Below are 26616 nucleotides of genomic sequence, written 5' to 3' on the forward strand. Positions count from 1 at the left end.
ACCTGAAACTTGAAACCTGAAACAAAAAACTATGTCCCAAGACATCACCATTAAAATCACCGACCGAAAAGGAGTAAAACACGAAGTGCAAGCTCCAACCGACATGAACATGAACATCATGGAACTCATTCGTGCTTATGAACTAGCTGAAGAAGGAACCGTTGGTGTGTGTGGTGGCATGGCCATGTGTGCATCTTGTCAATGTTATGTTTTGAATGACGTAATTTCGCTAGAACGAAATCCGGATGAAGAAGCAATGCTTTGGGAAGCCTATCATGTGAAAGAAAATTCCCGTTTAGGCTGTCAAATTCCAATTACTCCTGAAATGGATGGATTGGAAATTGAGATTGCTCCTGAGCAATAAAGCATAAATTATCGCTTTTTATTCTTCGTTGTAACATTTCTGCAAGTCATTACGTATAAGAATTATGTTTACTTTTATTGAATGGAAAAACAACACAATCTGTTAGGACTACACAAATTATTAACACTAAAAGTTTCAAAAGAAACATTATTAACTGATTTAGATAGTTTTGTTCACTTCACAGATCATCTACTCTTCCATTACAAATTAGAAAAAGTCGGAAATACAACATTTGTTTTTGAAAATGAAAGTTTTACAATTGCTTATTGTTTAAAAGAATCACATATTTGTATCCATACTTGGCCTGAAATTAAAACCGTAACGATGGACATATATTTGTGCAATTATTCGCAAGATAATTCTAATAAAGTAAGAAGTATTTCAAACGACTTTATTACTTATTTTGGTGGAAAAATTATTAAACAAGTAGAAGTAGAGCGATAAGTATGGAGTTTACTTGCACGAAATGTAATAATCATACAAAAATTGATACTGCGATTGAAGTAAAAAACTTCGGTTGTCCTAACTGTGGTAGTTTATTTGATTTTGATGAAAAAGGTTTTAGATTTTCAAAAAAGTTTGACTACAATCCAATTACTAATCTTTTAAAAATTGGGGCAAAAGGAGTAATTGACAATGAAACGTACGAAATAGTTGGTCTAGTTATCAAAAGAGTTCATTCAATCTATTATTGGCGAGAATATACGTTAATGACTACATCGGGTAAGGTAAAATACCTTTCAGAATCAGATGGTCATTGGATTTTATTGGAAGAAGTTCCAGAGTCCTATGATGTTTCTCGCAAGTATAAAAAGTTAACGCACAAAGAGATTACTTATCATCTCTATGAACATACCAATTCTTCAATTGTTCGTGTTCATGGGTTTTATGAATTTGAAATACCAAACAAACAGTTTAAAATTATTGAATACATTAATCCGCCATATGTAATTTCTATTGAGCAAATAAAAGATAATGAAACAACAACTTTTGGGAGACATATTACATCCAAGGAAATAAAAAAGATTTTCAATAGCAATGAAATGCCACAAAAATCTGGAGTAGGCTTGGTTCAACCTTTTTTATTCAATATTTACAATACAATTATAATATTTATTTCGTTTGCGATTTTAATCTTAACAACATTCATTATTTTTAATTTGTCAAGAACTGAACAAAATGTTCTAAACGTTTCGATTAACTTTGATGAATATAAAAGTAAAGAATATATTTCACCATCGTTTGAATTAAAAGGAAGTCCAGCTCCATTAATAATTTCTGCTAATACAAGCGTTGATAATTCATGGGCAAATGCACAAGTGTCGTTGGTAAATGAGTCAAACAATGAAGAAGAATATGCTCAAAAAGATATCGAATATTATCATGGCTACTCAGAAGGAGAGAGATGGTCAGAAGGAAGCAAGCGTACGACATTTAATTTCTGCGGAGTAGCTAAAGGGAAATATCATTTGGTAATCGTTCCCTCCAAACAAGAAACAGATTTTTACAATCAGAACATGACTATTAATGCTGTTTGGAATGAATCTTCGGTTTGGAATTTTATGTTTAGTTTGGTTTCTTTAGCCATAATTTTTATACTTATTTTCTTTTTAAAGAAAAATTTTGAACAGCGAAGATGGGAAAACAGTGATTTTACACCTTATTAATAACAACATGAAACAGTATCTTTTAAATAATAAATGGGCCTTTGTATTAGCATTATTGGTTTATAGTCTATTTTTGGTATATTCATTTACAGGCAGTAGAATTTGCGATTGCGAATCTACTGAAAAATATAATTCAGGAAGTTCAAGAGGTCACAACACAGTTAATCGTTTTTATCACAAATAAGAAATATATGGAATTTATTGCATTAAAAGGCATAGTAAATGCACTTATTTTTTCAGTTATAGGAGTTGTTGTTTTAATAATCAGTTATTACATAATTGAAAAAATAACTCCCGAAAACACGTGGAAAGAAATTGTTCAAAACAAAAATGTCGCTCTAGCAGTTGTTTTTGCTGCATTGATTATTGGTATTTCGCTCATTATCAGTGCCGCCATTCATGGGTAAGATTTTTAAGTTCGAATATCTTCTTCTTTTTGCAGTATTCATTATTGCAACATGTGGTCTTGTTTACGAATTAGTAGCAGGAACTTTAGCAAGTTATTTACTTGGGGATTCTGTTAAACAATTCTCATTTATTATAGGCGTGTATCTTTTCTCTATGGGGATAGGTTCCTATTTTGCAAAGTTTATTAAAAAGAACCAACTCAATACATTTATTGAGATAGAGATTATTGTTGGTGTCATTGGAGGGTTAAGTTCTGTAATTTTATTTCTATTGTTTGAAAAAGTGGCTTATTTTCAGTTTATATTATATTTTTTAGTATTCATTACAGGTTGTTTAGTTGGTTTAGAGATACCATTATTAATGAATATTCTAAAGGATAAAGTAAAATTCAGCGATTTAGTTTCTAATGTTTTCACTTTTGACTACATCGGTGCTTTGCTTGCTTCTGTACTTTTTCCGCTAGTATTTATCCCCCAACTTGGTATTATAAGAACTTCTTTGTTTTTCGGGATGATCAATTTGAGTGTAGCTATTGCACTTTGTTTTATTTTACATAAAGAAATTAAAAGAGTTTATTTTCTTAAAACGAAAGCCATAATTTCGTTTTTAATTTTAGCCTTAGTTTTTGTTTTCTCTGAAAAAATACTTTCTTTTTCTGAGGAGAAATTATATGGTGAAAATATTATTTTTTCCAAAACCACCGCCTACCAAAGAATTGTTTTAACCCATATAAAAAACGATTACAAACTTTATTTAAACAACAATTTACAATTTAGTTCTGCCGATGAATATCGTTATCACGAGGCTTTGGTTCACCCGGCAATGTCATCTGCAAAATCTGTTACGAAAGTATTGGTTTTAGGTGGGGGTGATGGTTTGGCAGCTAGAGAGATTCTAAAATATAAAGATGTAAAAGATATAACACTTGTGGATTTAGATGGTGGTATGACAACATTATTTCGTACCAATTCCGTGTTAACTTCCTTGAACAACAAAGCATTACTAAACGAGAAAGTGAGAGTATTCAATGAGGATGCATTTCTTTGGATTAAACAAGCGAAAAAGAAATATGATGTAGTAATTATCGATTTTCCTGATCCTTCCAATTATAGTTTAGGCAAATTATATTCGGTTAATTTTTATCTATCTCTTCAAAAAGTTTTAGCACCTGGAGCAGTGGTAGCCATTCAAACAACATCACCTTTCTTTGCTCCAAAATCATTTTGGTGTATAAATAAAACCGTTAAAACCGTTTTTTCCAAAACAGATCCTTATCATGTTTATGTTCCGTCTTTTGGAGAATGGGGTTTTACGATTACATCAAATAATCCAACCTATAATGTTGATTTAATTCATAGAAAAGTAAATAATTTACGTTTTTATAATTATAAGTTCAAGAGTCTTAACCAATTTGCAGATGACATGAGGGCTAATAATGTGGAGGTAAACAGATTGGATAACCAAATTTTAGTGCGATATTTTGATGAAGAGTGGGGAAAATTATAATTCACGCAGAAGATTTATACAAAAATTAGCCGCTTTTTCTGTGATGGCAGCTGTTCCCCATTTTTTGTTTTCGTGTAAAGAAAAATTGTCAGGTTTTATTTTGAAGGCAACCGGCACCAATCATATACTTGGACATAGACTATGGTTAAAAAATTTCCCACCTCCTTCAAGAATAGTACAAATGCCTTATTTAATTATAGGAGGTGGAATTACAGGACTTTCAGCTTCAAGGCAACTCAAAAAAAATGGGATTGACGATTTTTATGTTTTGGAGATTGAAAGTAATGTTGGTGGCAACTCAAGCAATGGAGCAAATAACTATTCAAAGTTTCCACTTGCAGCTCATTATCTGCCCTTGCCAAATATTCGGGATAAAGAATTGTTAGCTTTTCTTGAAGAATCTAAAATAATCATTAGTTACAACAAAGGTATGCCAATCTTCGATGAGCAACAACTTTGTTTTGACCCAAACGAACGTTTGTTCATTAGGAATACATGGCAAAGTGATCTAATTCCTAAGTATGGAAATTCTTCAGAATCAGATCGTCAAATTGATTTGTTTTTTCAATTGATAAGTGCATATAGGAGTAAAAAAGGAACTGATGGAAAGTATTTTTTTGACATTCCGCTTCATTTTTGTTCTAAGGATTCCGATTTAGATGATTTAGATAACAAAACAATGAAAACTTGGCTTAATGAAAATAATTTTGATGCAGATGAATTGTTGTTGTATGTAGATTATTGTTGCAAAGATGATTTTGGACTGGGAATTGAATTCGTTTCTGCTTGGGCAGGAATTCATTATTTTGCTGCGAGAAAGCATGAAAATACGATGTATAATGATACTGTTCTCACATGGCCAGAAGGTAATGGAAGATTAGTTGAACATTTGAAATACTATGCTAAAAATAATGTGTTATCTAACACTTTAGTTTATGAAATTAAGATTGAAAACAATACTGTTAAAGTATTGGCTTATAATGCAGAAACGAATGAATCGATACATTTTATAGCGGAAAGGGTTATAGTTTGTACACCACAATTTATTAATAAATATTTATTTCAGGAAAGAAAAAAAATCTATGAAGGTTTTCACTATGCTCCATGGTTTTCCGCTACTGTCACTCTATTAGAAATACCAGATAATGATAGCTTTCCATTGTCATGGGACAATGTTATTTTGAAGGGGAAAGGGCTTGGCTATGTTTATAATCAACACCAACATTTAGAACAAGTAATAGATAGGAAAGTGATTACTTATTACTACAGTTTTAGCTCAGATGATTTAGCAAACGATAGAAAACAATTATTAAAAAAACCCGTTTCATATTGGAAGGAATTGATGATTGCCGATTTAAAAATTGCTCATCCAGATATAGAAGAATTTATAATTGATATCGAAATTCATAAAATCGGACATGGAATGATTAGTCCTGTGCCCGGTTTTTTGAAGGGTCAATATTTATATGAAGCGTCTGAGTGTATAGAAAATAAAATCTATTTTGCTCACAGTGATTTATCAGGCATTTCGATTTTTGAAGAGGCTTTTCACCAAGGAATTAATGTCGTAAACAAAATAATTAATGACGCAACCTTGGATACATAAACCTAAAACAGATTTTCTGTTTATCCTTTTTCCTTCATTTTTTGTGCTTGGAATTATTTTTATTTTTCAGAATTGGTTAGTGAAAATTCAAGAAGATTTTTCTTTTTATACATGGTTGTTTTTAATTGTATTTATTGATGTAGCACATGTATATTCAACACTTTTTAAAACCTATTTTGTAAAAAGTGAATTTCAAAGAAGAAGGAAATTATATATCGGTTTACCAATTATTTGTTTTTTGATTGGCTTGGTTTTATTTAGTTTTGGCAGTAAATTATTTTGGTCTGTTTTAGCATATGTTGCTGTTTTTCATTTTATTAGACAGCAATATGGATTTGTTAGATTGTATTCCAGAAAAGAAGAGAAGACAAAAGCAAATAGGTATTCAGATGCGTTAATTATTTATACGGCAACTTTATACCCCATGCTTTATTGGTTTTTTTCTTCACCAAGAGCTTTTAATTGGTTTGTTGAAAAGGAATTTATTCAAGTTGAAAATGTTTTGTTAACGCAAATTGCAAGCGTGTTTTATGTATTAATAATAACCTATTACATATCTCGAACTACAGCAATATACCTGAAGACAAATTATTTTAATATTCCAAAAAACTTAATTATTCTTGGCACACTCTTGTCATGGTATTTCGGAATTGTATTTTTTAATAATGATTTAGTATTTACGCTCTTAAACGTTGTTTCGCATGGCATTCCGTATATGGCTTTAATTTATCTAAAAGAGATTGATTTAAGGCCCAAAGAAGAGATGGGAGTATTATTTCATTTTAAAAGTGCTAAAGGTTTATTTTTATTCGTCTTATTAATTTTAGGGATTGCTTTCGCCGAAGAATATTTATGGGAAATATTGGTTTGGCAAGAAAATTTCGAATCGAATTTCGATACTTTTAAATTACAATTTGTATTAGTTCCATTACTGACTGTTCCTCAATTTACGCACTACTTGCTGGATGGTTTTATTTGGAAATCTAAATAATTATTGATTTTTTTCTTAAATTCCAAGTTTAGCTCTCGCAACCGGAAGGAGTCGCTCCACAAATTTAGAGTAGGCCAATTCAGATGGATGTAAATTATCCGAAGCAACCAATTGCGGATTATTCAATCCATCTCGTGTAATGTCTGTAATGTTCACAAATTTAATTTCTAGCGATTCTGCATGATTTTTAGCAAATAAATTATATTGATCGAGTTGATTAGAAATAGTTTCCGGGTTTGAACTTCCCTGACCAAAAGGCGTAAAAGCATAATCCGGGATAGAAACCACAATAACACGATTTTTATCTCCTTTTGCCAAGGTGATTGCGGTTTGCAACAACTCAGGAAACTCGGTTTCGTATAATGAAAAAGGTCTGTTTTGATATTGATTGTTAACACCAATTAATAACGTAACCAAATCGTATTGAGCTTGCAAATTTTCATTTGTGATAGCGTTTTTTAGGTTAGTAGTTGTCCAACCGGTTTGGGCCACCACTTTCACAAAAATATTATCAGAAGAAGGTAAATAATTTTTCAGACTATCTTTCAATTGTTCCGGGAATCGACATGTCTCGCATACGTTTTGTCCAATTGTATAACTATCGCCCAAAGCTAAATAGTTGAAATTCCTACTGGTTGGTTCGGTAATGATTGGTGGTGTTTCATCTGTGGTTGAGCAACCGATTAATGGTGTAATCACCATGATCAAAAGGAAAATCAATTTTCTCATACTTTTTTTGTTTGATAATCTGTTAATTTAATTGGGCCTTCTAAAACTTCTTTTACAATTTGTAGTGTTCCGTCTGATTTGGTATCAATAAACCATTTAATCAATGCAATTGTTCCTTGTACAATCTCAATTCCGGTAATACTTCTGGGGTGTACACAACTTCCGTCATTAAAATAGTTGATAGAATTGTCATTAATGTTTGGGAATCGAGGACGGTGCGTATGTCCGGTAATTGTGATAATATTATTGTTATCTGCAATCCATCTTTTTATTCGACGTTCAATTTTAATTAATTCAACATAATTTTTTGCCGGACTTGTTGGATCTTTTATTCCCCAAACTTGAAGCGGTTTCCATAAAATTTGAACTAAAAATCGATTGATTTTCCATCCAATGTAATTCATAAAATCGGCCTGATGACCATGGGTTAAAAAAAGGTGCTGACCCGTTTCTAAATTTTCAAGTACGATGGCTTCATGGTATTCAATTCCCGTAAATAGCGGTTCGTCTTTACCGGTTTTTGGGTCAAAAAAAGTGCTTAATTTTTTCTTTACAACATTTTTATCTCGATAAACCATATCGTGATTGCCATAAATCATGTGAAGCCGATTGGAATCATGGTATTTTTTTAAAAGTAGATAAACATGTTTATGTGCTTCAAAAATTTCTTTAAAAAATAAGTTTTCCCATAATTCATCACCGTCACCCAATTCACAATAGTTGAAACCTTCTGTGAAGTAATGGTTCATTGCATGAAAATAAATGTTTCGATTACTGGCAAAATCATCGGCAAAACTTGCATCACCACGATGACAATCGCTAAAAAGAATGAACTTTGACTTGTTGTCAAACGGAATTCTTTTAGCATTTTCAAAAGCTCTTGTAAGACGGGTTTGTGATGACATAAGTTATGAGAATCGATTTTAAAGATATAAAAAAAACCTCCAAAACTAATTTGGAGGTTAAAATTTATCAATTGTTTACATTAATTTTTTATAAATCGAATCACGGTTGATTGTTCGTCTTTGATAATTTTAATAAAATAAACACCTGTGGTATACGATTCTGTATTAACAGACAGATCATTAACTGAGGAGACTTTTTTATCATCGATTAATTGTCCTAAATTGTTGAAGATACTCAATTGATTTGGCAATCCAATTTCTTCTGCGATACCAATATTGAGTTGATTGTTTACAGGATTTGGGAATAACTTGATTCCGTTAGAAAAAGTATTTTCCGTAGTGTTTAAGTTTTGATCTATTCCAAAAGTTTTTGATTCCGATTCACCAAATTCACCTCCGGATATAATTAATTCATCTTCAGAAGTTTTGATTTCATAAATTCCATCTCCATAGCTACAACAAATCCCATCCCCATAAGAGTCAAATATTGTAAATGTATAACATTCATTGCTTGCTACCGCAACTGTTTCTGAATTTTCTGAGAACTCTAGATATGGACCTCCACTTGCAATAATATTATTTGAACTATCTGTAAGTTCCCATGTAGTTTCATCACCATATTCATCTGCTAAAATTGATATTGTAATTTCTTCCGTATTGAAAACCAGAATATCAAAAGTTTGATTTTTTGAGCTATTTAAAGTGTTTTCATCGAAAACATCATTTACAACCTCTATTGTTGCATTAAATACATGATTTCCTACTGTTGTTGTAATTGTTGGTAAATTTATTGTTTCCGATTGACCATTTGTGAGCGAACCATTCCAAATGTATATATCGCTATTGCTGCCATCTATGTTGTATATGATTTCTGCAAAAGAAAGGGTGTTATTTCCAACATTTGTTATTCGTAAGGTAGGTGAAAGTGTTGTGCCACATTCGGCAACATTTAAATCTAATATATTAAGAGAACCATCATTGTCATAGGTTTGTCCTGGTTGACAAGCCAAAGAAGTTCCTAACGTCGCTCTTCGTTGTGCATTAGTTAAAACAGCAATCATTCTGTCTTTTTGATCTTGTGTAAAAACGTTCATGCAAGCATCATTAGAATAGTCCATATAATTTTCAACCATATCTAAACCGGGAAATGCCGGGCAAGAATCTATTCCAATACTACAGCCTGAATTTGCTTCAGCTGCTCTTGGCGTGTCATCACAAAAGTCATCTACATCACAACCACCATCGCCCCAAATATGTCTCAAGCCTAGGTAGTGCCCCACTTCATGTGTTGATGTTCTTCCTTTGTCATTTGGAGCAGAGTAGGTGCCGGCAGGATAAATGTCACTTGAGCCAAAATAACGGTGACCTATCACAACACCATCTGAATTTGCAGGACCGGTACCTTCTTCAAGACCTTCTAATCCTGAACCTGACGGGAATTGAGCATAACCTAAAATTTCTCCAATTTCAAAACCAAAAATTGTAATTACAATTCTGTTTACAACCCATATATTTAAGTATTCGTTGGGATTCCATTGTGTTTGCGGTTTTATTTCGGTATTTATATCATCTATTTCCCAACTGGCTTCGCTACCTAAGTTGTAGCGATTTATTCCGGTTGTAAATAACCCGTTTGGATCACGTTGGGCCAAACAAAATTGAATTTCAGTATCTACTCCAACTGGATTGGTATTGAATCCGGGAGTTCCTGCAACTCGACCAAAGTCTTGATTTAAGACTGTAATTTGGGATAGAATTTGGGCGTCTGTAATATTTTCGTTTACTCCTAATGCATCTCCATTATGAATAACATGCACTACAACCGGAATTGTGATTACATTTAAACTGGAATTGTTATTTTGTCTCGCAGCTAATCGATTCGCTTTAATAGCTTCAATTTTAGGAGCTAACCAATTTTCAAATTGTGTATCACTGTTTCGATTTGGGTAAAGGTCACGAAGTTTTTGTTCGTTCTCTGTTGTTGCACATCTGATTTTCTCTAATTTGGCTTTTCCAAATTGAGTAGCTTTTTCAGTATTTTGCCCGTTAACATTATAAAATGAAAACAAAATGAAAGACAAAATGAAAAATGTTGAAGTAAAATTTTTATTCATACTACGATTTATAGATTTTGAAGTCGCAATATAAAAATAAATTAAACAAATTAATTGCTTAAGGTCAGATTTCCTTCCAGAATTTTTTCTTCAATCGCATCCCAAAGAGCAATTCGTTTTTCTAGGGCTTGAATTGAGATTTCTTCAACTTCTTTCCATTTGGTTTCACTATTACCACACAAATCGTTAATCATAAGCATAGCCATCGGCCCGTGTTCATCACCATCTAATTCAATGTGTCTTTCAAAATAATAAATCAATTTAGATAAATCGGTTTCCGGAAAATTAGCTTGGAGATTCTTTAAAATAGCAGTAAACATTTCCGGAATCAGATCTTCTCTTCCGAAAGTAAAAGCGGCAGCAATTTCATGTGGTTTTCCTTGTTCAATGACACGGAAGGTAAAATCAAGAAAACTTTTGATATTGGGATGCAAATCACTTTTTTTGATGGAAACAAATATGTTTTGGGTTTTGACGACATTTTCTAAAAATGACTCAATTGCTTTTGTATTGGCACCGCATGATTTCATCGCATCAAGATACATTTCATAATGGCTTTGTCTTTTTCCTTCTAGGGAAATATCGGTTTCTTCAGCCAATACAATTTCATTGATTAAATACCTTGTTTCAGGATTTCCTGTAGGTAACCAAGGTGTTGTGGTGCATGTTAAGGAGGATTGTAAAGCTTTGAGTAGCGACATAAAATCCCAAACCGCATAGATGTGCAATTCTTGGAACTGTCTTAAATCATCAATGCTTTTTATTTTTTCGTACAAAGTATGATTTAAAAGTTGCTTTTTTTGTGGTTGTATTTTTTCGTTAACAGTTTTGATATTCATAGCAAATTTTTTTTGTAAATACGAGGTAAAACAAAAAATAGTTTTACCTATACAAAGCTAAAAAAGCTTCCTCGAAAGAAGAAGCTTTTTGTAATGATTTTAATTATTGTTTAATTACTTGAATGCTTGCATACCGGTAATATCTGCACCGGTAATAAGTAAATGAATGTCATGTGTACCTTCATACGTAATTACAGATTCTAAATTCATACTGTGACGCATAATCGAATATTCACCTGTAATTCCCATTCCGCCAAGTATTTGACGAGCCTCTCTGGCAATGTTTATTGCCATGTCAACATTGTTTCTTTTAGCCATAGAAATTTGAGCAGTTGTCGCTTTTCCTTCATTACGCAAAACACCTAGACGCCATGTTAGCAATTGAGCTTTGGTGATTTCAGTAATCATTTCGGCTAATTTTTTTTGTTGCAATTGTGTTGCAGCAATGGGTTTGTCAAATTGAATTCGCTCTTTTGCATAACGTAAAGCAGTGTCGTAGCAATCCATAGCAGCACCAATCGCTCCCCAAGCAATTCCATAACGAGCGGAATCTAAGCATCCAAGAGGAGCACCTAAACCTGATTTATTAGGTAATAAATTTTCCTTCGGAACTTTTACGTTATCAAAAATTAATTCACCCGTTGCCGAAGCACGTAGTGACCATTTGTTGTGTGTTTCAGGTGTGGTAAAGCCTTCCATTCCTCTTTCAACAATCAAACCGTGAATTCTTCCTTCTTCATTTTTTGCCCAAACCACAGCGATGTCTGCAAAAGGGGCATTGGAAATCCACATTTTGGCCCCATTTAATAAATAATGGTCGCCTTTATCTTTAAAATTGGTGGTCATTCCACCTGGATTTGAACCATGATCAGGTTCGGTTAAACCAAAACAACCCATCATCTCTCCGGTAGCTAATTTTGGTAAATATTTCATGCGTTGTTCTTCATTACCATATTTCCAAATTGGATACATGACCAAAGAAGATTGAACAGAAGATGTAGATCGAACTCCGGAATCACCTCTTTCAATTTCTTGCATAATTAATCCGTAAGAAATTTGATCTAAACCTGCACCGCCATATTCTTCTGGGATGTAAGGTCCAAAACCACCAATTTCTCCCAAACCTTTGATGATTTGTTTTGGAAATTCAGCACGTTGTGCATAGTCTTCAATTATTGGAGATACTTCTCTTTTAACCCAAGCACGTGCAGAATCACGCACTAATTTATGTTCATCGGTTAACAAATCATCTAATAAATAATAATCAGGAGCTTGAAATAAATCTGGTTTCATAATTTGGTATAGTGTGAGTACGAGATTGATTATCGTTAAATCATCAATTTCAATTAATTATAATATCAGCGAAAACGTTTGCAAAAATAACTAAAGAAATGTAACAAATCAATGAACGATTGTTATATTTTTAAAATAATTGATAGATGTTTTTGCTGTTAACAACTCATTAACCTCTAGATTTAAAGAAAATATATACTTTTCAATTTATTTTTAAAGCTATAGAAATGAGACTGTTTTTTTTATACTTCATTTTGCTGATTTCATTAAAATCAATCGCTCAAAACACAAATGCTAATCCTGCTCAAAAAGAAGCCCAACAAAAAATTGTAGACGAATATGTGCACAATTGTGCCAAAAACTATTCGTTTTACCAAATGGCAGAATTGCAAGAATGTTTAGACGAAGGACTCAAAAAAGACTATACAATTGCTTATTTATGGCAACAAAAGGCAATGCCTTTATTTAAAATGAAAAAGTATGAAGCCGGAATGGTTTTTTGTGACAAAGCGGTAGAACATGATCCGCAACGATGGTTGTCTTATCGAGCTTATATCAAATGCATTTTTGCAAAAACATACAGAGAAGCAATTATCGATTTTGAAAAATGCAAAGAAATGCATGGTAATAGTTATGAAATGGATCACACCTATAATTTCTACATTGCCTTATCACATTTACAATTGAATGAATTCGCAAAAGCCGAAGAAATATTTAACACAGATATTTTAGAACAAATTGAACAAAAAGGAGAAGCCCATCACCTCGATTTATTTTATTACGGAATATCATTATATGAACAAAAAAAGTGGGAACAAGCTATCGAAGAATTTGACAAAGCCATCTCGCAATATGAAAATTTTTCGGATGCAAAAGTCTATAAAGCTTTTTGTTTAGGACGTATTGGTCAGGAAAAAAGAGCCAATGATTTGTTGTTGGAAGCCAAAGCAGATGCTAAAAACGGTTACACAATTAATGAAGACAACATGATTCACGAAGTATATCCGTATAAAGTGAAATGGTAAATCACATTTTCAAATAAAAATCTTTAGTCAAATCAATATATTCTTCTGTGTATTTATGTCTAGAAGTTTCAATAACCAGTTCATCTGCTTCTAAAACAGGCAATTCATAACGTTTAAAAGCCAATAAACTTCGTTTGATTTCTGTGTTAGGAGTGCCTTTTATGCGAGTTACTTTTACCGGAAAAAGCTCAACCTCTGCACATAAATCAATAAATTTTTCTTCTTCTTTATATGGAATAATCACGGCAAAAATTCCGTTTTCGGAAAGTAATAAATTAGCGGCTTCAATCAAATCTTCAAAAGGCATTGCCTCTTGAAATCGTGCTAAATCACGTTGTGAATTTTCGGTTTTATAATCTTCGGAATAAAAAGGCGGATTAGAAATGATTAAATCATACTCATCTTCCGGTTCGTCGACAAACTCATCTAAACCGGCGTGAAAGCAAAAAAGTCTATCTCCCCAAGGTGAATTTTCAAAATTTTCTACGGATTGTTCATAAGCTTCTTCGTCAATTTCTAATGCATCAATTTGTTCAGCATTGCTTCGTTGGGCAATCATTAAGGATAAGATTCCTGTTCCCGCACCAATATCCAATACAGAAAAAGGATTATTTTCAATCGGACACCAGGCTCCCAACAACACACTATCAGTGCCTACTTTCATAGCACATCGATCTTGTTGAACAGAAAATTGTTTGAATTGAAACACGGTGATTAACGATTTATGATTGAAGATTTTTGATTTCAGAACCTGAAACCAGACCCGAGGCGGAGCCGAAAAGAGCGAAGCTGAACTTGAAACCTGAAACTTTCTAAAGATACATCTCCACCAAACCTTCCGGCAAATTCATAATCACCTTCTTGTTATCTCGATCTACTTTAATCAAAAACTGATCAATCATTGGAATTAGCATTTCTACATTTCCATTTAGCACTTCAAAAAGAGGTTGAGCGGTTGAATCGTTGATGGATACAATTTTTCCCACCACACCTAGCCGTTGGTCTTCAACTTCAAAACCAATCACTTCGTGATAATAAAATTGATTTCCTTCTAATTTTGGTAAAAACGAAAGCGGAAGATAAAGTTCGCAACCCATTATGGCGTCGGCATCTTCCTCAGTGTCTACATCTTCAAATTTCACTCTGAGAAAGTCATTTTTATGTAGTGAACTATTTTCAATAAAAAATGGAACCAAATTTTTGTTTAATTCAACAAAAACTGATTCCATATTTTCATATAATTCAGGTTCATCTGTATCTAAATAGACCAAAACTTCACCTTTAAAACTAAATTTTTTAGCGATTTTGCCAAGATAGAAGCATTCTTCTTTTCGCATTATCGCAAAATATTAAGCTTCTTTTTCTTCGTTTGCTTCTTCAGCAGCAGGAGCTTCTTCAACAGCAGGAGTTTCCTCAGCAGCCACTTCGCTTACTTCTTCTGCAACTTCCTCAGTAGCTTCAGCCGCTTTTAATGCTTCAGCCGCAGCGTTTGCACGTTTTTCGTTAGCCGCTTTCTCAGCTTTTAATGCCTCAGCTTTTGCTTTTTCTTGAGCTTTTGTTAAACCTTCTTTTTTAGAAGTAACTTTATTTGCTTTTTCATCTAACCAAGCGGCTAATTTAGCATCCGCTTGCTCTTGAGTTAAAGCACCTTTTCTAACGCCACCATCCAAATGATGTTTCAACAACGCTCCTTTGTATGAAAGGATTGCTCTTGCTGTATCAGTTGGTTGTGCACCATTGTGTAACCATTGAACAGCACTGTCCAAGTTTAAATCAATTGTTGCAGGGTTAGTGTTTGGATTGTAAGTTCCGATTTTATCTAAGAATTTACCATCTCTTTTGGCTCTTGCATCAGCAGCCACAATCCAGAAAAAAGGTTTTCCTTTTTTACCGTGTCTTTGTAATCTAATTTTTACTGGCATAATCGTATGATTAAATTGTGAGGTACTCGACCTCTGTTAATTAAGGGTGCAAATATATAAAAGTTTTTTGGATTAAAAACCAACGCATTAAATTTTATTTAAATAACCGGATTCAGCTTGTTTTGAACGTTTTTAACAAAAAAGTATGTCTTATATTCACCAGAAAAACTATTTTTGTACTCTCGAAAGTAAATACATTCAACATAATGAAAAAATATTTTTCCCTTTTAGCTCTTGTTTTTCTTTTTATTTCTTGTGAAGAAGATGTGGTTTTAAATTCACCTTCAGTACAAGGAAGATTGGAAAATACCTTTTGGAGAGCCATTGATTCTGATGCAGTTTTACAACCTAACGGTGGTTTGGTAATCACTGCTAAGGCCCGTTTGCAAACATTGACGCTCCGAATTCCTTCCAGAAATGTGGGAACCTATGTTTTGGGCGTTAACCAATCCAGAGTGGCTTCTTTTGTTTTTGAATATGATGAGAGTGAATTATTTTACACCACAGGCGTAACTACAGAGGAAGATTTTCAAGGCGATGGTGAAATTAAAATTACCGAATTTGACGCTGCAAACGGAACAGTTTCCGGTTCATTCCGTTTCAATGCCGTAAATGTAGCTAACAATCCATTAGGAGGTGAAATCTTAAATTTTAACCAAGGCGTTTTTTATAAAGTTCCTGTGACCGGAATTGAAGAAGATTAATCAATAAAAAAATCACTTAAAAAGGCTTTTCATACTTTTTTGAAAAGCCTTTTTTATTTATTTTCAACAAATTATGAAATAAAAATCACAATTTGAGCGTGATTGCCATTTTAATAGTTTACCTTTGTTTCAAATAATATTATTTTTTATGAACATTTTTGTAGGAAGCCTTCCTTGGAGTATAGAGGAAGCAGATTTAAGAGAGTCTTTCGAGGCTTATGGAGTAGTAGACTCTGTAAAAGTAATTACTGATAAATTTACCGGAAAAAGTAAAGGATTTGGTTTTGTTGAAATGCCTAATGACGAAGAAGGTCAAAAAGCTATTGACGAACTAAACGGAGCTACCGTTCAAGGTCGTGCTATTGTGGTAAACAAATCAGAACCAAAACCGGAAGGCGAAAAAAGAAGCTTTAACAACAACCGTTCAGGCGGTGGTGGTTACGGTGGTGGTGGAAACAGTCGTGGTGGCGGTGGCTACAGCGGAGGTGGAAACAGTCGCGGTGGCGGAGGAGGAAGATACTAGTATTTTTTCTTTATAACATCAACAAAACCATCCTGAGCAATCAGGATGGTTTTTTGTTTTGTTGATAACTAAAATTGATTTCTTCCTCACTAAAATGTATTTTTGAAATTGTAATTATCAATAGTTTTTTGAGCTAATTACTAATCACTTTTCACTAATCACTTTCGCATGTATTTGATCTTCGATACCGAAACCACCGGCTTGCCCAAACGATGGGATGCACCACTAACCGATACCAACAACTGGCCTCGTTGTATTCAAATTGCTTGGCAATTGCACGACGAAATGGGAAATTTGGTTGAGCATCAAGATTATCTTGTGCAACCGGACGGATTTAATATTCCGTATGATGCAGAAAGAATTCACGGGATTTCTACCGAATTAGCTCAACAAAATGGTATTCAGATCAAAGAAATGTTGGAGAAATTCAATAGTGCATTGTCAAAAGCAAAATACATTGTTGGACAAAATGTTGGGTTTGATGTCAATATTTTAGGATGTGAATTTTTTAGAATGGGAATCGATTCACCCATGTCAAAAATGCCGATTTTGGATACGTGTACCGAAGTTACTGCTTCCTTATTAAAACTTCCGGGTGGTAGGGGTGGAAAATTCAAATTACCAACGCTTACTGAATTACATCAATACCTTTTTAATGAACCCTTTGCGGAAGCTCACAACGCCACTGCCGATGTAGAAGCCACCACAAGATGTTTTTTAGAATTGATTCGAACCGAAGTTTTTACCAAAGAAGAACTCGACGTTGAACCGGAATATTTTGAAGATTTTCAGTTAAAAAATCCGAGGGCAATTCAATTAATTGGATTAAAACACATCAATCTCAAAGAAGCGTCTGAGCAAATTAGAAAGAAGCTTCAAAAAATTGAAAACGAAACGGTTCAAACTACCATTTCAGCCGAAGAGAAAAGAGATTTTAAACACGCAAAGTTTGCTCACCTTCACAACCATACACAATTTTCTGTTTTACAATCTACAATTGCGATTCCGGCACTGGTTTCTGCTACAGCTAAAAATAAAATGACGGCAGTTGCCATGACCGATTCAGGAAACATGATGGGAGCTTTTCACTTTGTGAGTGCTGTGATGAACCACAATAAAGCAGTAAAAGCGAAAATTGATGCGGCTGTTGCCAATAGCGAAGAACCGGAAGATGCTGAAATTAAACCGATTGTAGGTTGCGAATTTTACATTTGTGATAACCATAAAGACAAAACCAAAAAAGACAACGGGTATCAAGTGGTGTTCTTGGCTAAAAATAAAAAAGGCTATCATAATTTAGCCAAAATGGCTTCTATTGCTTATATCGATGGCTTTTATTATGTGCCAAGAATTGATAGAGCAATAGTTGAACAATACAAAGAAGATGTAATTGTACTTTCCGGAAATTTATATGGAGAAATTTCCGGTAAAATTTTAAATATCGGTGAAAACCAAGCCGAAGAAGCTTTGCTTTGGTGGAAAGAGCAATTTGGCGATGATTTTTATCTCGAAATCATGCGTCATAATCAAGAAGATGAAAATCGGGTGAACAAAACCTTGATTGAATTTTCGCAAAAGTATCAGGTTAAATTAGTGGCTACAAACAATACCTATTACCTAAATAAAGAAGATGCCAATGCACATGACATTTTGTTGTGTGTAAAAGATGGTGAAAAACAAGCCACACCAATTGGTCGAGGTCGAGGCTATCGATATGGTTTGCCCAATCAGGAGTATTATTTCAAATCGGAAGACGAAATGAAAAAACTATTTGCTGATTTGCCCGAAGCCATTTTAAACATCAATGAAGTAGTTGATAAAATTGAAATTTTCGATTTAGCTCGTGGAGTTTTACTACCAAAGTTTGATATTCCTGAAGAGTTTTTAGTTTCTGAAGATGAAGAAGATGGAGGGAAAAGAGGTGAAAATTTATATTTGAGATATCTTACGTATGAAGGTGCTAAAAAGCGATACGGGACTATTACTCCCGAAATTGAAGAACGATTGGATTTTGAATTAAAAACTATCGAAAACACAGGTTATCCTGGTTACTTTTTGATTGTTCAAGATTTTATCAGAGCCGCTCGTGAAATGGATGTTTCGGTTGGACCCGGTCGTGGTTCTGCTGCCGGTTCGGTGGTGGCGTATTGTTTGTGGATTACGAATATTGACCCATTAGAATACGATTTGCTTTTTGAGCGTTTCCTAAATCCGGATAGGGTTTCGATGCCCGATATTGATATCGATTTTGATGATGAAGGTCGTGGTCGTGTGATGCAATATGTGATTGATAAATACGGTTCCAATCAGGTGGCTCAAATTATTACCTACGGTAAAATGGCAACCAAATCTTCGTTGAGAGATACCGCTCGTGTGTTGGATTTACCACTTTTTGAAGCCGATAAATTAGCCAAATTGATTCCGGGAATGATGCCTGGAAAATGGAGTTTAGCCCGATTTTTATCCGATTCAATTGAGGAAGTAAAAAAAGCTGTTCGTTCGGATGAATTTGATAATATTAAAGAATTAATTGCCATTGCCAACGAAGGTGATTTAGCCGGAGAAACCATCCAACAAGCAAAAGTGTTGGAAGGTTCGCTTCGAAATACCGGAATTCACGCGTGTGGAGTCATCATTACGCCAAGCGATATCACCAATTTCGTTCCTGTGGCAACGGCCAAGGATTCCGATTTATATGTCACTCAATTTGACAACTCGGTGGTAGAAAGTGCCGGATTGTTGAAGATGGACTTTTTAGGATTAAAAACCCTTACATTAATAAAAGACACTGTTAAATTAATTAAATACAGAACCGGAAAAGAACTTGATCCGGATACTTTTCCCATTGATGATGTAAAGACGTATGAACTTTTTCAACGTGGTGAAACAGTTGGAATTTTTCAATATGAATCGGTTGGAATGCAAAAGTACCTTCGTGATTTAAAGCCAACCGTTTTTGGAGATTTAATTGCGATGAATGCGTTGTATCGTCCGGGACCATTAGAATATATTCCGTCTTTTGTTCTTAGAAAAAATGGCCAAGAAGAAATAAAATATGACTTAGATGCTTGTGCAGAATATTTAAGCGAGACGTACGGAATTACAGTTTATCAAGAGCAAGTAATGCTTTTGTCTCAATCTTTGGCCGATTTTTCAAAAGGTGATGCCGACGTTTTGCGTAAAGCAATGGGAAAAAAAGATAGAGCAACGTTGGATAAAATGAAACCAAAATTTATAGAACAAGCTGCATCTAAAGGTCACGATGCAACTGTTTTAGAAAAAATTTGGAAAGATTGGGAAGCTTTTGCGAGTTATGCCTTCAACAAATCGCACTCTACTTGCTACGCTTGGATTGGCTATCAAACCGCTTATTTAAAAGCTCATTATCCTGCGGAATACATGGCGGCAGTGCTTTCTAACAATATGAATGACATCAAACAGGTTTCATTTTTTATGGAAGAATGCAAGCGAATGGGATTGCGGGTTTTAAGTCCGGATGTAAATGAATCGTTTTATAAATTTACTGTAAATGATGATGGTGCGATTCGTTTTGGAATGGGTGCCATCAAAGGAGTAGGAGCAGGAGCAGTGGAAACTATAGTTCAAAATCGATTGAAAGACGGAAAATATAAATCCATTTTTGATTTAGCGAAGCGTATCGATTTGCGTGCCGCGAATAAAAAGGCCTTTGAAAATTTAGCTTTAGCCGGTGGTTTTGATGGTTTTTCGTCTACGCATCGGGCACAATATTTCCATCACGATGGTGATAACATTACGTTTTTGGAAAAAGCGATTCGTTACGGAGCAAAATTTCAGGAAAATGAAAATTCGGCTCAAGTGAGTTTGTTTGGTGAAGCCAGTGATGTTCAAATTGCAGAACCACAAGTTCCTCCTTGCGACGAATGGAGTACGATGGAAAAATTAGCCAAAGAAAAAGAAGTGGTTGGTATTTACATTTCCGGCCATCCGTTGGATGATTTTCGTTTTGAGATGAAATATTTTTGTAATTCTAAATTAGAATACCTTAAAAATTTGGAGCAACATGTGAATAAAACGTTGACTTTTGGCGGAATTATTACCAACGTGCAACATCGTGTGGCTCAAAACGGAAAAGGCTGGGCATCCTTTATGCTGGAAGGATATGATGAAAGCTATGAGTTCAGAATTTATGGTGAAGAATATTTAAAATTCCGACATTTTATCATTCAAAATAATTTTACGTTTATAAAAGTGATGGTGCGAGAAGGTTGGGCAAACAAAGAAACCGGCAAAAAAGGGGATCCACGAATTACGTTTCAATTGATTCAGTACTTGCAGGATGTGTTGCCACAATTCGCTAAAAAACTAACCATTCAAATGGATATTATGGCATTGCAACAAAATTTGATTGCCGAGTTAAGTGCTATTTTTAAAACATTTCAAGGTGATAATGCGGTTACGTTTGAGGTAATGGAATTGGAAAAAGTAAAAAAAGAAGTAGAAATTAAACCAATTGCAATTGCTTCGGATGATGACTTAGATATTGAAAATTTAGAAGACATTGAAATAGAAATAGAAGCTCCAACGGAGGAAATAAGAGTTGTTAATCAATTATCATTGCCTAGTAGAAAATTAAAAGTCAAAATAAGTAACGAGCTTTTATCAGAATTATCAAAGTTGAACGTAGATTTTAGATTGAATTAAAATACTTACTTTTGAGAAAATATACAATATGGCAAAAAATTTAACTTTCGATCAAGAGCTTCGTAGTCTTCAAAAATATATTGAAAGTAACGAAAATGAAGATGCAAAAAGACAATTGCTATATCCATTATTTACAAAACTCTTTAAAGATAAATTTAAAATTGAATCTGCTCAAAATACTCACGGAGCAGATGGATATGTTGAAGGACAACTTATTGTTGAAGCCAAAACAAATTTTACACAGTGGCTTGATGGCTTTTATCAAGCATTACATTATAAAAAGAAATTTGTCTTTCTTATAATTCTATTATGGTTATTTCAAATGAGTTTTGTGCCATTTGGAAAATTAAAAACTTACCGGAATATGCTGTGATTTTATCTCACAGTGCTGATGCGAATCTTGCTCCAAGCACAGTGGGGAAAGAAAATGCGAGAAAAACTGCCAACAACAATAAACTTTTAATCAAAGAAGCAGCTCAATATTGGCTTGATCCTAAAGACTTAAAGGGAGAACTTTTTAATGGAAGGAAAAGTTTAATTACAGAAACTTACGAAATTTTAAAAGTTCTTAAGAATCTTGATTCCGAAAGAATACTTGTAAATAAACACAATTTTATTCATGCTATTGAGCGAATGAAATTCTTTTTTGAGAATCCAATTGATGCTGTTCATGCATTTTATTCTATAATTCCATATTGGGATATTACGTCTTCGGTTGCAGAAAATGACAACACAGAAACCATTCAAGTTATCGGTTATTCTGGCAAGAAAGCATCAGAAAATATTAACATTATTACCAAGCATAAAAAGGAATTTATCAAGTTTATTGAAACCCAATATATTTTTACAAATGAAGGTTCGGGATTAACGGTTGATTATTATTTTTCTCGTTTTGATGAGGTTTTGGCAGCTATTGATCCAGAATATGTAAAACAACACGGAATATTTTTTACCGATGATAACTTAAGTAAGTTTGCACTTTGGTTTGCTAAAAATGAAGTATTTGAAACGATTCATGAAAATTATGTAGTTTTCGATCCAGCAGGAGGTTCGGGTAACTTAATTAGCAGTTATAAAGGAAAATTAAAACATAAAATCATTTCGGAACTTCAACCTGATTTATTGAAGATTATTGAAAAAAGGATGAAAGCCGATCCTTGGCATATTGAAACCGGTTTTACCATTGTACCCAAAACAGCTGAAAACGAAGGTCTAAATTTTCTTGACCGAAGCGGTGCCGATTATTACAACGAATTAGAAAAAGCAGTTTTAAAAAACACAAACAAAGGAATTGATAAACCATTGGCTTTTTTATTAAATCCACCGTATAAAAATACAGATGAAAATGTTTCTGCTCGTGAAAAATCGGATGCGGAATATGAAATAAATACTGATATCCTTGCACTTACGGGTGCAGACGCTGGGAAAGAACGCTATTTAGCTTTTCTTGGGCAAATTTTAAACATTTGCAAAGCACAAACCGAAAAATTACCCGATGCAAAACCATTGGTAATGATTTTTACACCAACTTCTTGGTTAATTCCTCGTCCAACATACAAACAATTTAGAAAAACTTGGGATGAAAATTTTACCTACTTAAATGGTTTCATCACTACAAGTAATGAGTTTTTTAAACTAAAAGGGAAATGGCCTTTGGCTTTTACCATTTGGCAATATGAACCAAATGAAGAAAGAGAAAACAAAGTAAAAGTTTTAGATTTAACCCAAGTAAAGAAAAATGATTTAGCTTTCAATTGGAATGATATTGACGAGGAATTAAACCCTATTGTTGAAAGTTATTTAAACACATTCTGTTCTTTAGAAATTTCTGATAAAAGATTTTCTCTGAGAGACAGTTTGCCTGAAATTAAAACAAAGGCAGGTAAATATGTTAGACAGCCAAGATTAAATTTATATAGAAATCCGTCAAAAAATGAAAAAGCAAATGGAAATGAAAATGGTTTTGCTTTAAATGACACAAAACATAATGGTTTGAGTGCACCTCATGGCTATTCCAATGGAAATTTTATTGGATTTATGGAAGACAATGCCTTGGTTAGATGTAAAGAAGATACATGTAATAGGTTGTCATATAATCCTGATAGAGTTTGGTTCAAACTTGATCATATGTTTGTAAATATCAACATAACTAGAATTCAAAGTGGAACACCAGACCAATTTGGATATTGTGCATACGATTTACCCACTTCTGAAGTATGTTTCACTTGGTTTGCTATTGCTAAAAATTTAGTTGGAAAATATCCAACTTGGGCAAATCAATATGATTTATGGAAACCAAATATTTCAGAAAATTTAAAAGAAGATTGGTTTGCATTATGTTATGCTTTTGGCCTAGCAGAAAACCGTTGTGTGGTTACCAAGTTTGAAAAAGACAATCCAGTTGTTGGTACACCGGAAGTGTGGGTTGATAATCCTATGAGTCCAAACAATCAGGAAAGTTTTTATAGAACTACTTTGCAAAAGGAAATCAAAAAATCTAAATCAGTTGCCAATGATTTAGCAACAACTATTGAAGAATTTTATCAATATTGGAATTTGAATTATACTAAAGGTCAAATTTTAGAAAATGTAGGTTTGCATGAAGAAGCTTATTTTAAATATTTTGATTATCTAGATTTTGTAACCAAAGACAGCGGATTAATTCAAATAAAAAAATATGCTGAGGTTAATGAGTGCTCAGATTTATTAGAAAAAACAGTATTGATTTCAGAAAAAACTAAATTAGTGAAGGAAGAAATCTATAGAATGTTAATTGAAGATTTTAAGTATTTTGAGTAAATGGGTAAAACAGCCACAACAGTTGAAGAACAAATAGTATTGCTTCAAAGCAGAGGAATGGTATTTGATTGTGAAATAGAAAAAGTAAAAGAAACCCTGCTCGATATTGGTTACTATCGTTTAGGTTTTTATTCGTACTATTTTCAGGATAGAATGACACATCATTTTACAACTCACGTTCATTTTAATGATATAATCAAACTTTACTATTTTGATTTTGATATGAAAATGTTACTCCTTAGATACATTTATAGAGTAGAAGTTCATTTTCGTACGCAATTGTTATATTACGCATCAAATCATTATAAAGACAATAACACTTGGTACGTTGACCCTAAAATAGTTGACAACTCTATTTTAAAAGAATTCAACACTATTTATTTTATCTTAAAAACTAAAAACAAAAGTCTGATAAAACATCATGTTAAATATCCAAGTGATTTTGCACCAGCCTGGAAAGTTTTTGAATTTTTAACATTTGGCCAAATTTATAAACTGTTCTCCAGCCTTAAAAATACAGAACTAAAAAAACAAATAGCAGCAGTATATGGTTTTAGAGAGGTTTCTTTGTTGGACAATTATTTAATATCAATTATTAACATTAGAAATATATGCTCACATAATGGCGTACTTTTTGATTATAATCAGCCAATTGGTATAAAAAGAATTCCTAATTTAAAGTACAGAATTAAAAACTGGAATAATACAAATTTAAATGCTTCATTACGATTGATACTTTTCATATTGAGTAAAGTATCTAAAAATAGAGCTAATGATTTAGAACAAGAAATAAAGATTTTACTAGAAACTACATCGGAGAACGAACTTGTAAAAAACATAATTAATTCTAAAATAAAGTTTGATTTATAAATTTTTTAATTACCTTTGTACCCTCAAAGTGCACTACTATACAAGCTGCTATAGATGAGCACTATAAAATAAGAAAGTAAACCCAGACATTTTTTTGCTCTGGGTTTTTTTTATGTTTTGTATTGTATCAATTCCACCAATACATTCATAATCAAAACTAATTTTCAATTAACACGACTTTAAGTTTTAAATTTTTAAATTTGCAATGTTAAATAAACAAATAATAATCAATAAAAAAATATAAAATGGCATTAGCAATTACAGACGCTACTTTTGATGAAGTAGTTTTAAAATCAGACAAACCGGTGGTAGTAGATTTTTGGGCAGCTTGGTGCGGACCATGTAGGATGGTTGGACCGGTTATCGATGAAATCGCAACAGAATATGAAGGAAAAGCGGTTGTTGGAAAAGTGGACGTAGATGCAAACCAAGAATTTGCTGCAAAATATGGCGTGAGAAATATTCCAACGGTATTAGTTTTTCAAAATGGTGAAGTGGTAGGAAGACAAGTAGGAGTAGCTCCAAAGAAAAATTATACCGATGCAATTGATGCGTTGTTATAATTTTTAATAAAAATAAATTTGAAGGTCTGATGAAAATCAGGCCTTTTTTAATGCTTAACTTTTCTTTATCTTTGAATCGAACCAATTTGGTACATAGATAAAGAAAAGATGATGATTGAACAACAAAAAGAACTCATTTCTGGTTTTAAACATTTAGAATTATTAGCCAATCAAGTGGTGGAAGGCTTTATTTCAGGAATGCACAAATCGCCATTTCACGGATTTTCAGCAGAATTTGCCGAGCATAAAGTGTATAACAAAGGCGAAAGTACCAAACACATTGATTGGAAATTATTTGCTAAAACCGACCGTTTATATACCAAACGATATGAAGAAGAAACTAATTTGCGATGTCATTTGATTATCGATAATTCTTCTTCCATGCATTTCCCTCAATTGGAATCGGGACAGCCGTTTTATGAGAGTAAAATTGGTTTTTCAGTTTTAGCAGCTGCCGTTTTAATGAATTTGCTCAAAAAACAACGGGATGCAGTGGGATTAAGTGTTTTTTCAGACACCTATGAATATTATGCTCCTGAAAAAGGTAGTGATCGCCACCATCGTATGATTTTAAACAAATTAGAAGATTTATTGGAAAATTCCAAAGTGGCCAAACCAACCGAAACGGTTACTTTTTTACATCAAATTGCCGAAAAAATGCACCGTCGTTCAATGATTGTTTTGTTTACGGATATGTTTCAAAATGGGGAAGAAGAAAAGCTATTCAACGCTCTACAACATTTAAAACATAATAAACACAAAGTAGTTTTGTTTCATGTGGTAGATGAAAAAAGAGAACTAAATTTCGATTTTGACAATACACCTCGTAAATTTATTGATGTAGAATCGGGTGAAACCGTCAATTTATTTGCCGAAAACATCAAAGAAGTGTATGAAAAAAGTGTGGATTCCTATTTCAAAAAAGTTGCCATGACGTGTGCTCAGAACAAAATAAAATATGTTCCGGTCAATGTTGGAGCCAATTTTGAAAAAATTCTCACGACATATTTAGTTGAAAAACAAATGTTTGGATAGCTACTTTAAATAACGTCCAAAAAAAGTAAAAAAAACACTTGCAGATATAGAAATACGTTGTATATTTGCA

25 protein-coding genes are annotated in these 26616 nt (G+C 33.3%); 17 read left to right on the forward strand and 8 right to left on the reverse strand.

What is annotated here, in order from left to right:
* The first annotated feature begins 31 nt into the window (after positions 1-31).
* The 8 genes from ACIQ0M_RS03015 (at position 32) to ACIQ0M_RS03050 (ending at position 6542) form a co-directional block, all read left to right on the forward strand.
* Positions 32-364, forward strand: coding sequence for a ferredoxin (locus tag ACIQ0M_RS03015; protein WP_396149586.1), 333 nt, complete (start codon positions 32-34; stop codon positions 362-364).
* 81 nt (positions 365-445) lie between these two features.
* Positions 446-808 carry an S-adenosylmethionine decarboxylase family protein gene (locus ACIQ0M_RS03020; protein WP_396149588.1) on the forward strand — a complete coding sequence of 121 codons (363 nt, stop codon included), beginning with the start codon at positions 446-448 and terminating at the stop codon, positions 806-808.
* Between the two features lie 2 nt (positions 809-810).
* Entirely contained in the window at positions 811-2031 is a 1221-nt protein-coding gene (locus ACIQ0M_RS03025) for a DUF4178 domain-containing protein (protein ID WP_396149590.1), read from the forward strand.
* A gap of 7 nt (positions 2032-2038) precedes the next feature.
* A complete protein-coding gene (locus tag ACIQ0M_RS03030; protein WP_396149592.1) occupies positions 2039-2215 on the forward strand; it encodes a hypothetical protein in 177 nt (58 codons plus the stop codon).
* A 7-nt stretch (positions 2216-2222) separates the two neighbouring features.
* The gene (locus ACIQ0M_RS03035; protein WP_396149594.1) at positions 2223-2438 is read left to right on the forward strand and encodes a DUF350 domain-containing protein; all 216 of its coding nucleotides are present in this window, start codon (positions 2223-2225) and stop codon (positions 2436-2438) included.
* Entirely contained in the window at positions 2431-3945 is a 1515-nt protein-coding gene (locus tag ACIQ0M_RS03040; protein ID WP_396149596.1) for a polyamine aminopropyltransferase, read from the forward strand. The genes ACIQ0M_RS03035 and ACIQ0M_RS03040 overlap by 8 nt, the downstream gene beginning before the upstream one ends.
* On the forward strand, positions 3923-5551 hold the full coding sequence (locus ACIQ0M_RS03045; RefSeq protein WP_396149686.1) for an NAD(P)-binding protein: 1629 nt from the start codon (positions 3923-3925) through the stop codon (positions 5549-5551). The genes ACIQ0M_RS03040 and ACIQ0M_RS03045 overlap by 23 nt, the downstream gene beginning before the upstream one ends.
* Positions 5529-6542, forward strand: a complete 1014-nt coding sequence (locus tag ACIQ0M_RS03050) for a hypothetical protein (RefSeq protein WP_396149598.1) — start codon at positions 5529-5531, stop codon at positions 6540-6542. The genes ACIQ0M_RS03045 and ACIQ0M_RS03050 overlap by 23 nt, the downstream gene beginning before the upstream one ends.
* A gap of 15 nt (positions 6543-6557) precedes the next feature.
* Here ACIQ0M_RS03050 and ACIQ0M_RS03055 read toward each other — a convergent pair whose 3' ends face one another.
* The 5 genes from ACIQ0M_RS03055 to ACIQ0M_RS03075 form a co-directional block, all read right to left on the reverse strand.
* On the reverse strand, positions 6558-7271 hold the full coding sequence (locus ACIQ0M_RS03055; RefSeq protein ID WP_396149600.1) for an SGNH/GDSL hydrolase family protein: 714 nt from the start codon (positions 7269-7271) through the stop codon (positions 6558-6560).
* A complete protein-coding gene (locus ACIQ0M_RS03060; RefSeq protein WP_396149602.1) occupies positions 7268-8176 on the reverse strand; it encodes a metallophosphoesterase in 909 nt (302 codons plus the stop codon). The genes ACIQ0M_RS03055 and ACIQ0M_RS03060 overlap by 4 nt, the downstream gene beginning before the upstream one ends.
* 80 nt (positions 8177-8256) lie before the next feature.
* Entirely contained in the window at positions 8257-10290 is a 2034-nt protein-coding gene (locus ACIQ0M_RS03065; RefSeq protein ID WP_396149604.1) for a M43 family zinc metalloprotease, read from the reverse strand.
* A 50-nt stretch (positions 10291-10340) separates the two neighbouring features.
* Positions 10341-11129 carry a DUF3050 domain-containing protein gene (locus tag ACIQ0M_RS03070; protein WP_396149606.1) on the reverse strand — a complete coding sequence of 263 codons (789 nt, stop codon included), beginning with the start codon at positions 11127-11129 and terminating at the stop codon, positions 10341-10343.
* A 114-nt stretch (positions 11130-11243) separates the two neighbouring features.
* On the reverse strand, positions 11244-12422 hold the full coding sequence (locus ACIQ0M_RS03075; RefSeq protein ID WP_248432593.1) for an acyl-CoA dehydrogenase family protein: 1179 nt from the start codon (positions 12420-12422) through the stop codon (positions 11244-11246).
* Positions 12423-12649: 227 nt separating this feature from the next.
* On the opposite strand from ACIQ0M_RS03075, the gene ACIQ0M_RS03080 reads away from it, so the two are divergent.
* Entirely contained in the window at positions 12650-13447 is a 798-nt protein-coding gene (locus ACIQ0M_RS03080; protein ID WP_396149608.1) for a tetratricopeptide repeat protein, read from the forward strand.
* Between the two features lies 1 nt (position 13448).
* On the opposite strand, the gene ACIQ0M_RS03085 is transcribed toward ACIQ0M_RS03080, so the two are convergent.
* The 3 genes from ACIQ0M_RS03085 to ACIQ0M_RS03095 form a co-directional block, all read right to left on the reverse strand.
* Complete coding sequence (locus ACIQ0M_RS03085) at positions 13449-14111, reverse strand: tRNA1(Val) (adenine(37)-N6)-methyltransferase (protein WP_396149610.1); 663 nt, start codon at positions 14109-14111, stop codon at positions 13449-13451.
* Positions 14112-14259: 148 nt separating this feature from the next.
* On the reverse strand, positions 14260-14784 hold the full coding sequence (gene rimM / locus ACIQ0M_RS03090) for a ribosome maturation factor RimM (RefSeq protein WP_396149612.1): 525 nt from the start codon (positions 14782-14784) through the stop codon (positions 14260-14262).
* A 12-nt stretch (positions 14785-14796) separates the two neighbouring features.
* Positions 14797-15369 carry a 30S ribosomal protein S16 gene (locus ACIQ0M_RS03095; protein WP_396149614.1) on the reverse strand — a complete coding sequence of 191 codons (573 nt, stop codon included), beginning with the start codon at positions 15367-15369 and terminating at the stop codon, positions 14797-14799.
* 206 nt (positions 15370-15575) lie between these two features.
* On the opposite strand from ACIQ0M_RS03095, the gene ACIQ0M_RS03100 reads away from it, so the two are divergent.
* The 8 genes from ACIQ0M_RS03100 (at position 15576) to ACIQ0M_RS03135 (ending at position 26546) form a co-directional block, all read left to right on the forward strand.
* Positions 15576-16073: a DUF6252 family protein gene (locus tag ACIQ0M_RS03100; protein WP_396149616.1), complete on the forward strand. Its 498-nt coding sequence runs from the start codon at positions 15576-15578 to the stop codon at positions 16071-16073.
* Positions 16074-16221: 148 nt separating this feature from the next.
* Positions 16222-16596: an RNA-binding protein gene (locus ACIQ0M_RS03105; RefSeq protein ID WP_291091875.1), complete on the forward strand. Its 375-nt coding sequence runs from the start codon at positions 16222-16224 to the stop codon at positions 16594-16596.
* Positions 16597-16764: 168 nt separating this feature from the next.
* A complete protein-coding gene (dnaE, locus tag ACIQ0M_RS03110) occupies positions 16765-21279 on the forward strand; it encodes a DNA polymerase III subunit alpha (protein ID WP_396149618.1) in 4515 nt (1504 codons plus the stop codon).
* A gap of 28 nt (positions 21280-21307) precedes the next feature.
* Complete coding sequence (locus tag ACIQ0M_RS03115) at positions 21308-21652, forward strand: hypothetical protein (RefSeq protein ID WP_396149620.1); 345 nt, start codon at positions 21308-21310, stop codon at positions 21650-21652.
* Positions 21589-24078 (forward strand): hypothetical protein, encoded by a 2490-nt coding sequence (locus tag ACIQ0M_RS03120; RefSeq protein WP_396149622.1) that lies wholly within the window; start codon positions 21589-21591, stop codon positions 24076-24078. Before ACIQ0M_RS03115 ends, ACIQ0M_RS03120 begins: the two co-directional genes overlap by 64 nt.
* Entirely contained in the window at positions 24079-24948 is an 870-nt protein-coding gene (locus ACIQ0M_RS03125; RefSeq protein ID WP_396149624.1) for an Abi family protein, read from the forward strand.
* Between the two features lie 245 nt (positions 24949-25193).
* Positions 25194-25511, forward strand: a complete 318-nt coding sequence (gene trxA / locus ACIQ0M_RS03130; RefSeq protein ID WP_112085032.1) for a thioredoxin — start codon at positions 25194-25196, stop codon at positions 25509-25511.
* A 108-nt stretch (positions 25512-25619) separates the two neighbouring features.
* Positions 25620-26546, forward strand: coding sequence for a DUF58 domain-containing protein (locus tag ACIQ0M_RS03135; protein WP_396149626.1), 927 nt, complete (start codon positions 25620-25622; stop codon positions 26544-26546).
* Positions 26547-26616: the final 70 nt, after the last annotated feature.

Source organism: Flavobacterium sp. (genome assembly GCF_044339515.1).
GTDB lineage: Bacteria > Bacteroidota > Bacteroidia > Flavobacteriales > Flavobacteriaceae > Flavobacterium.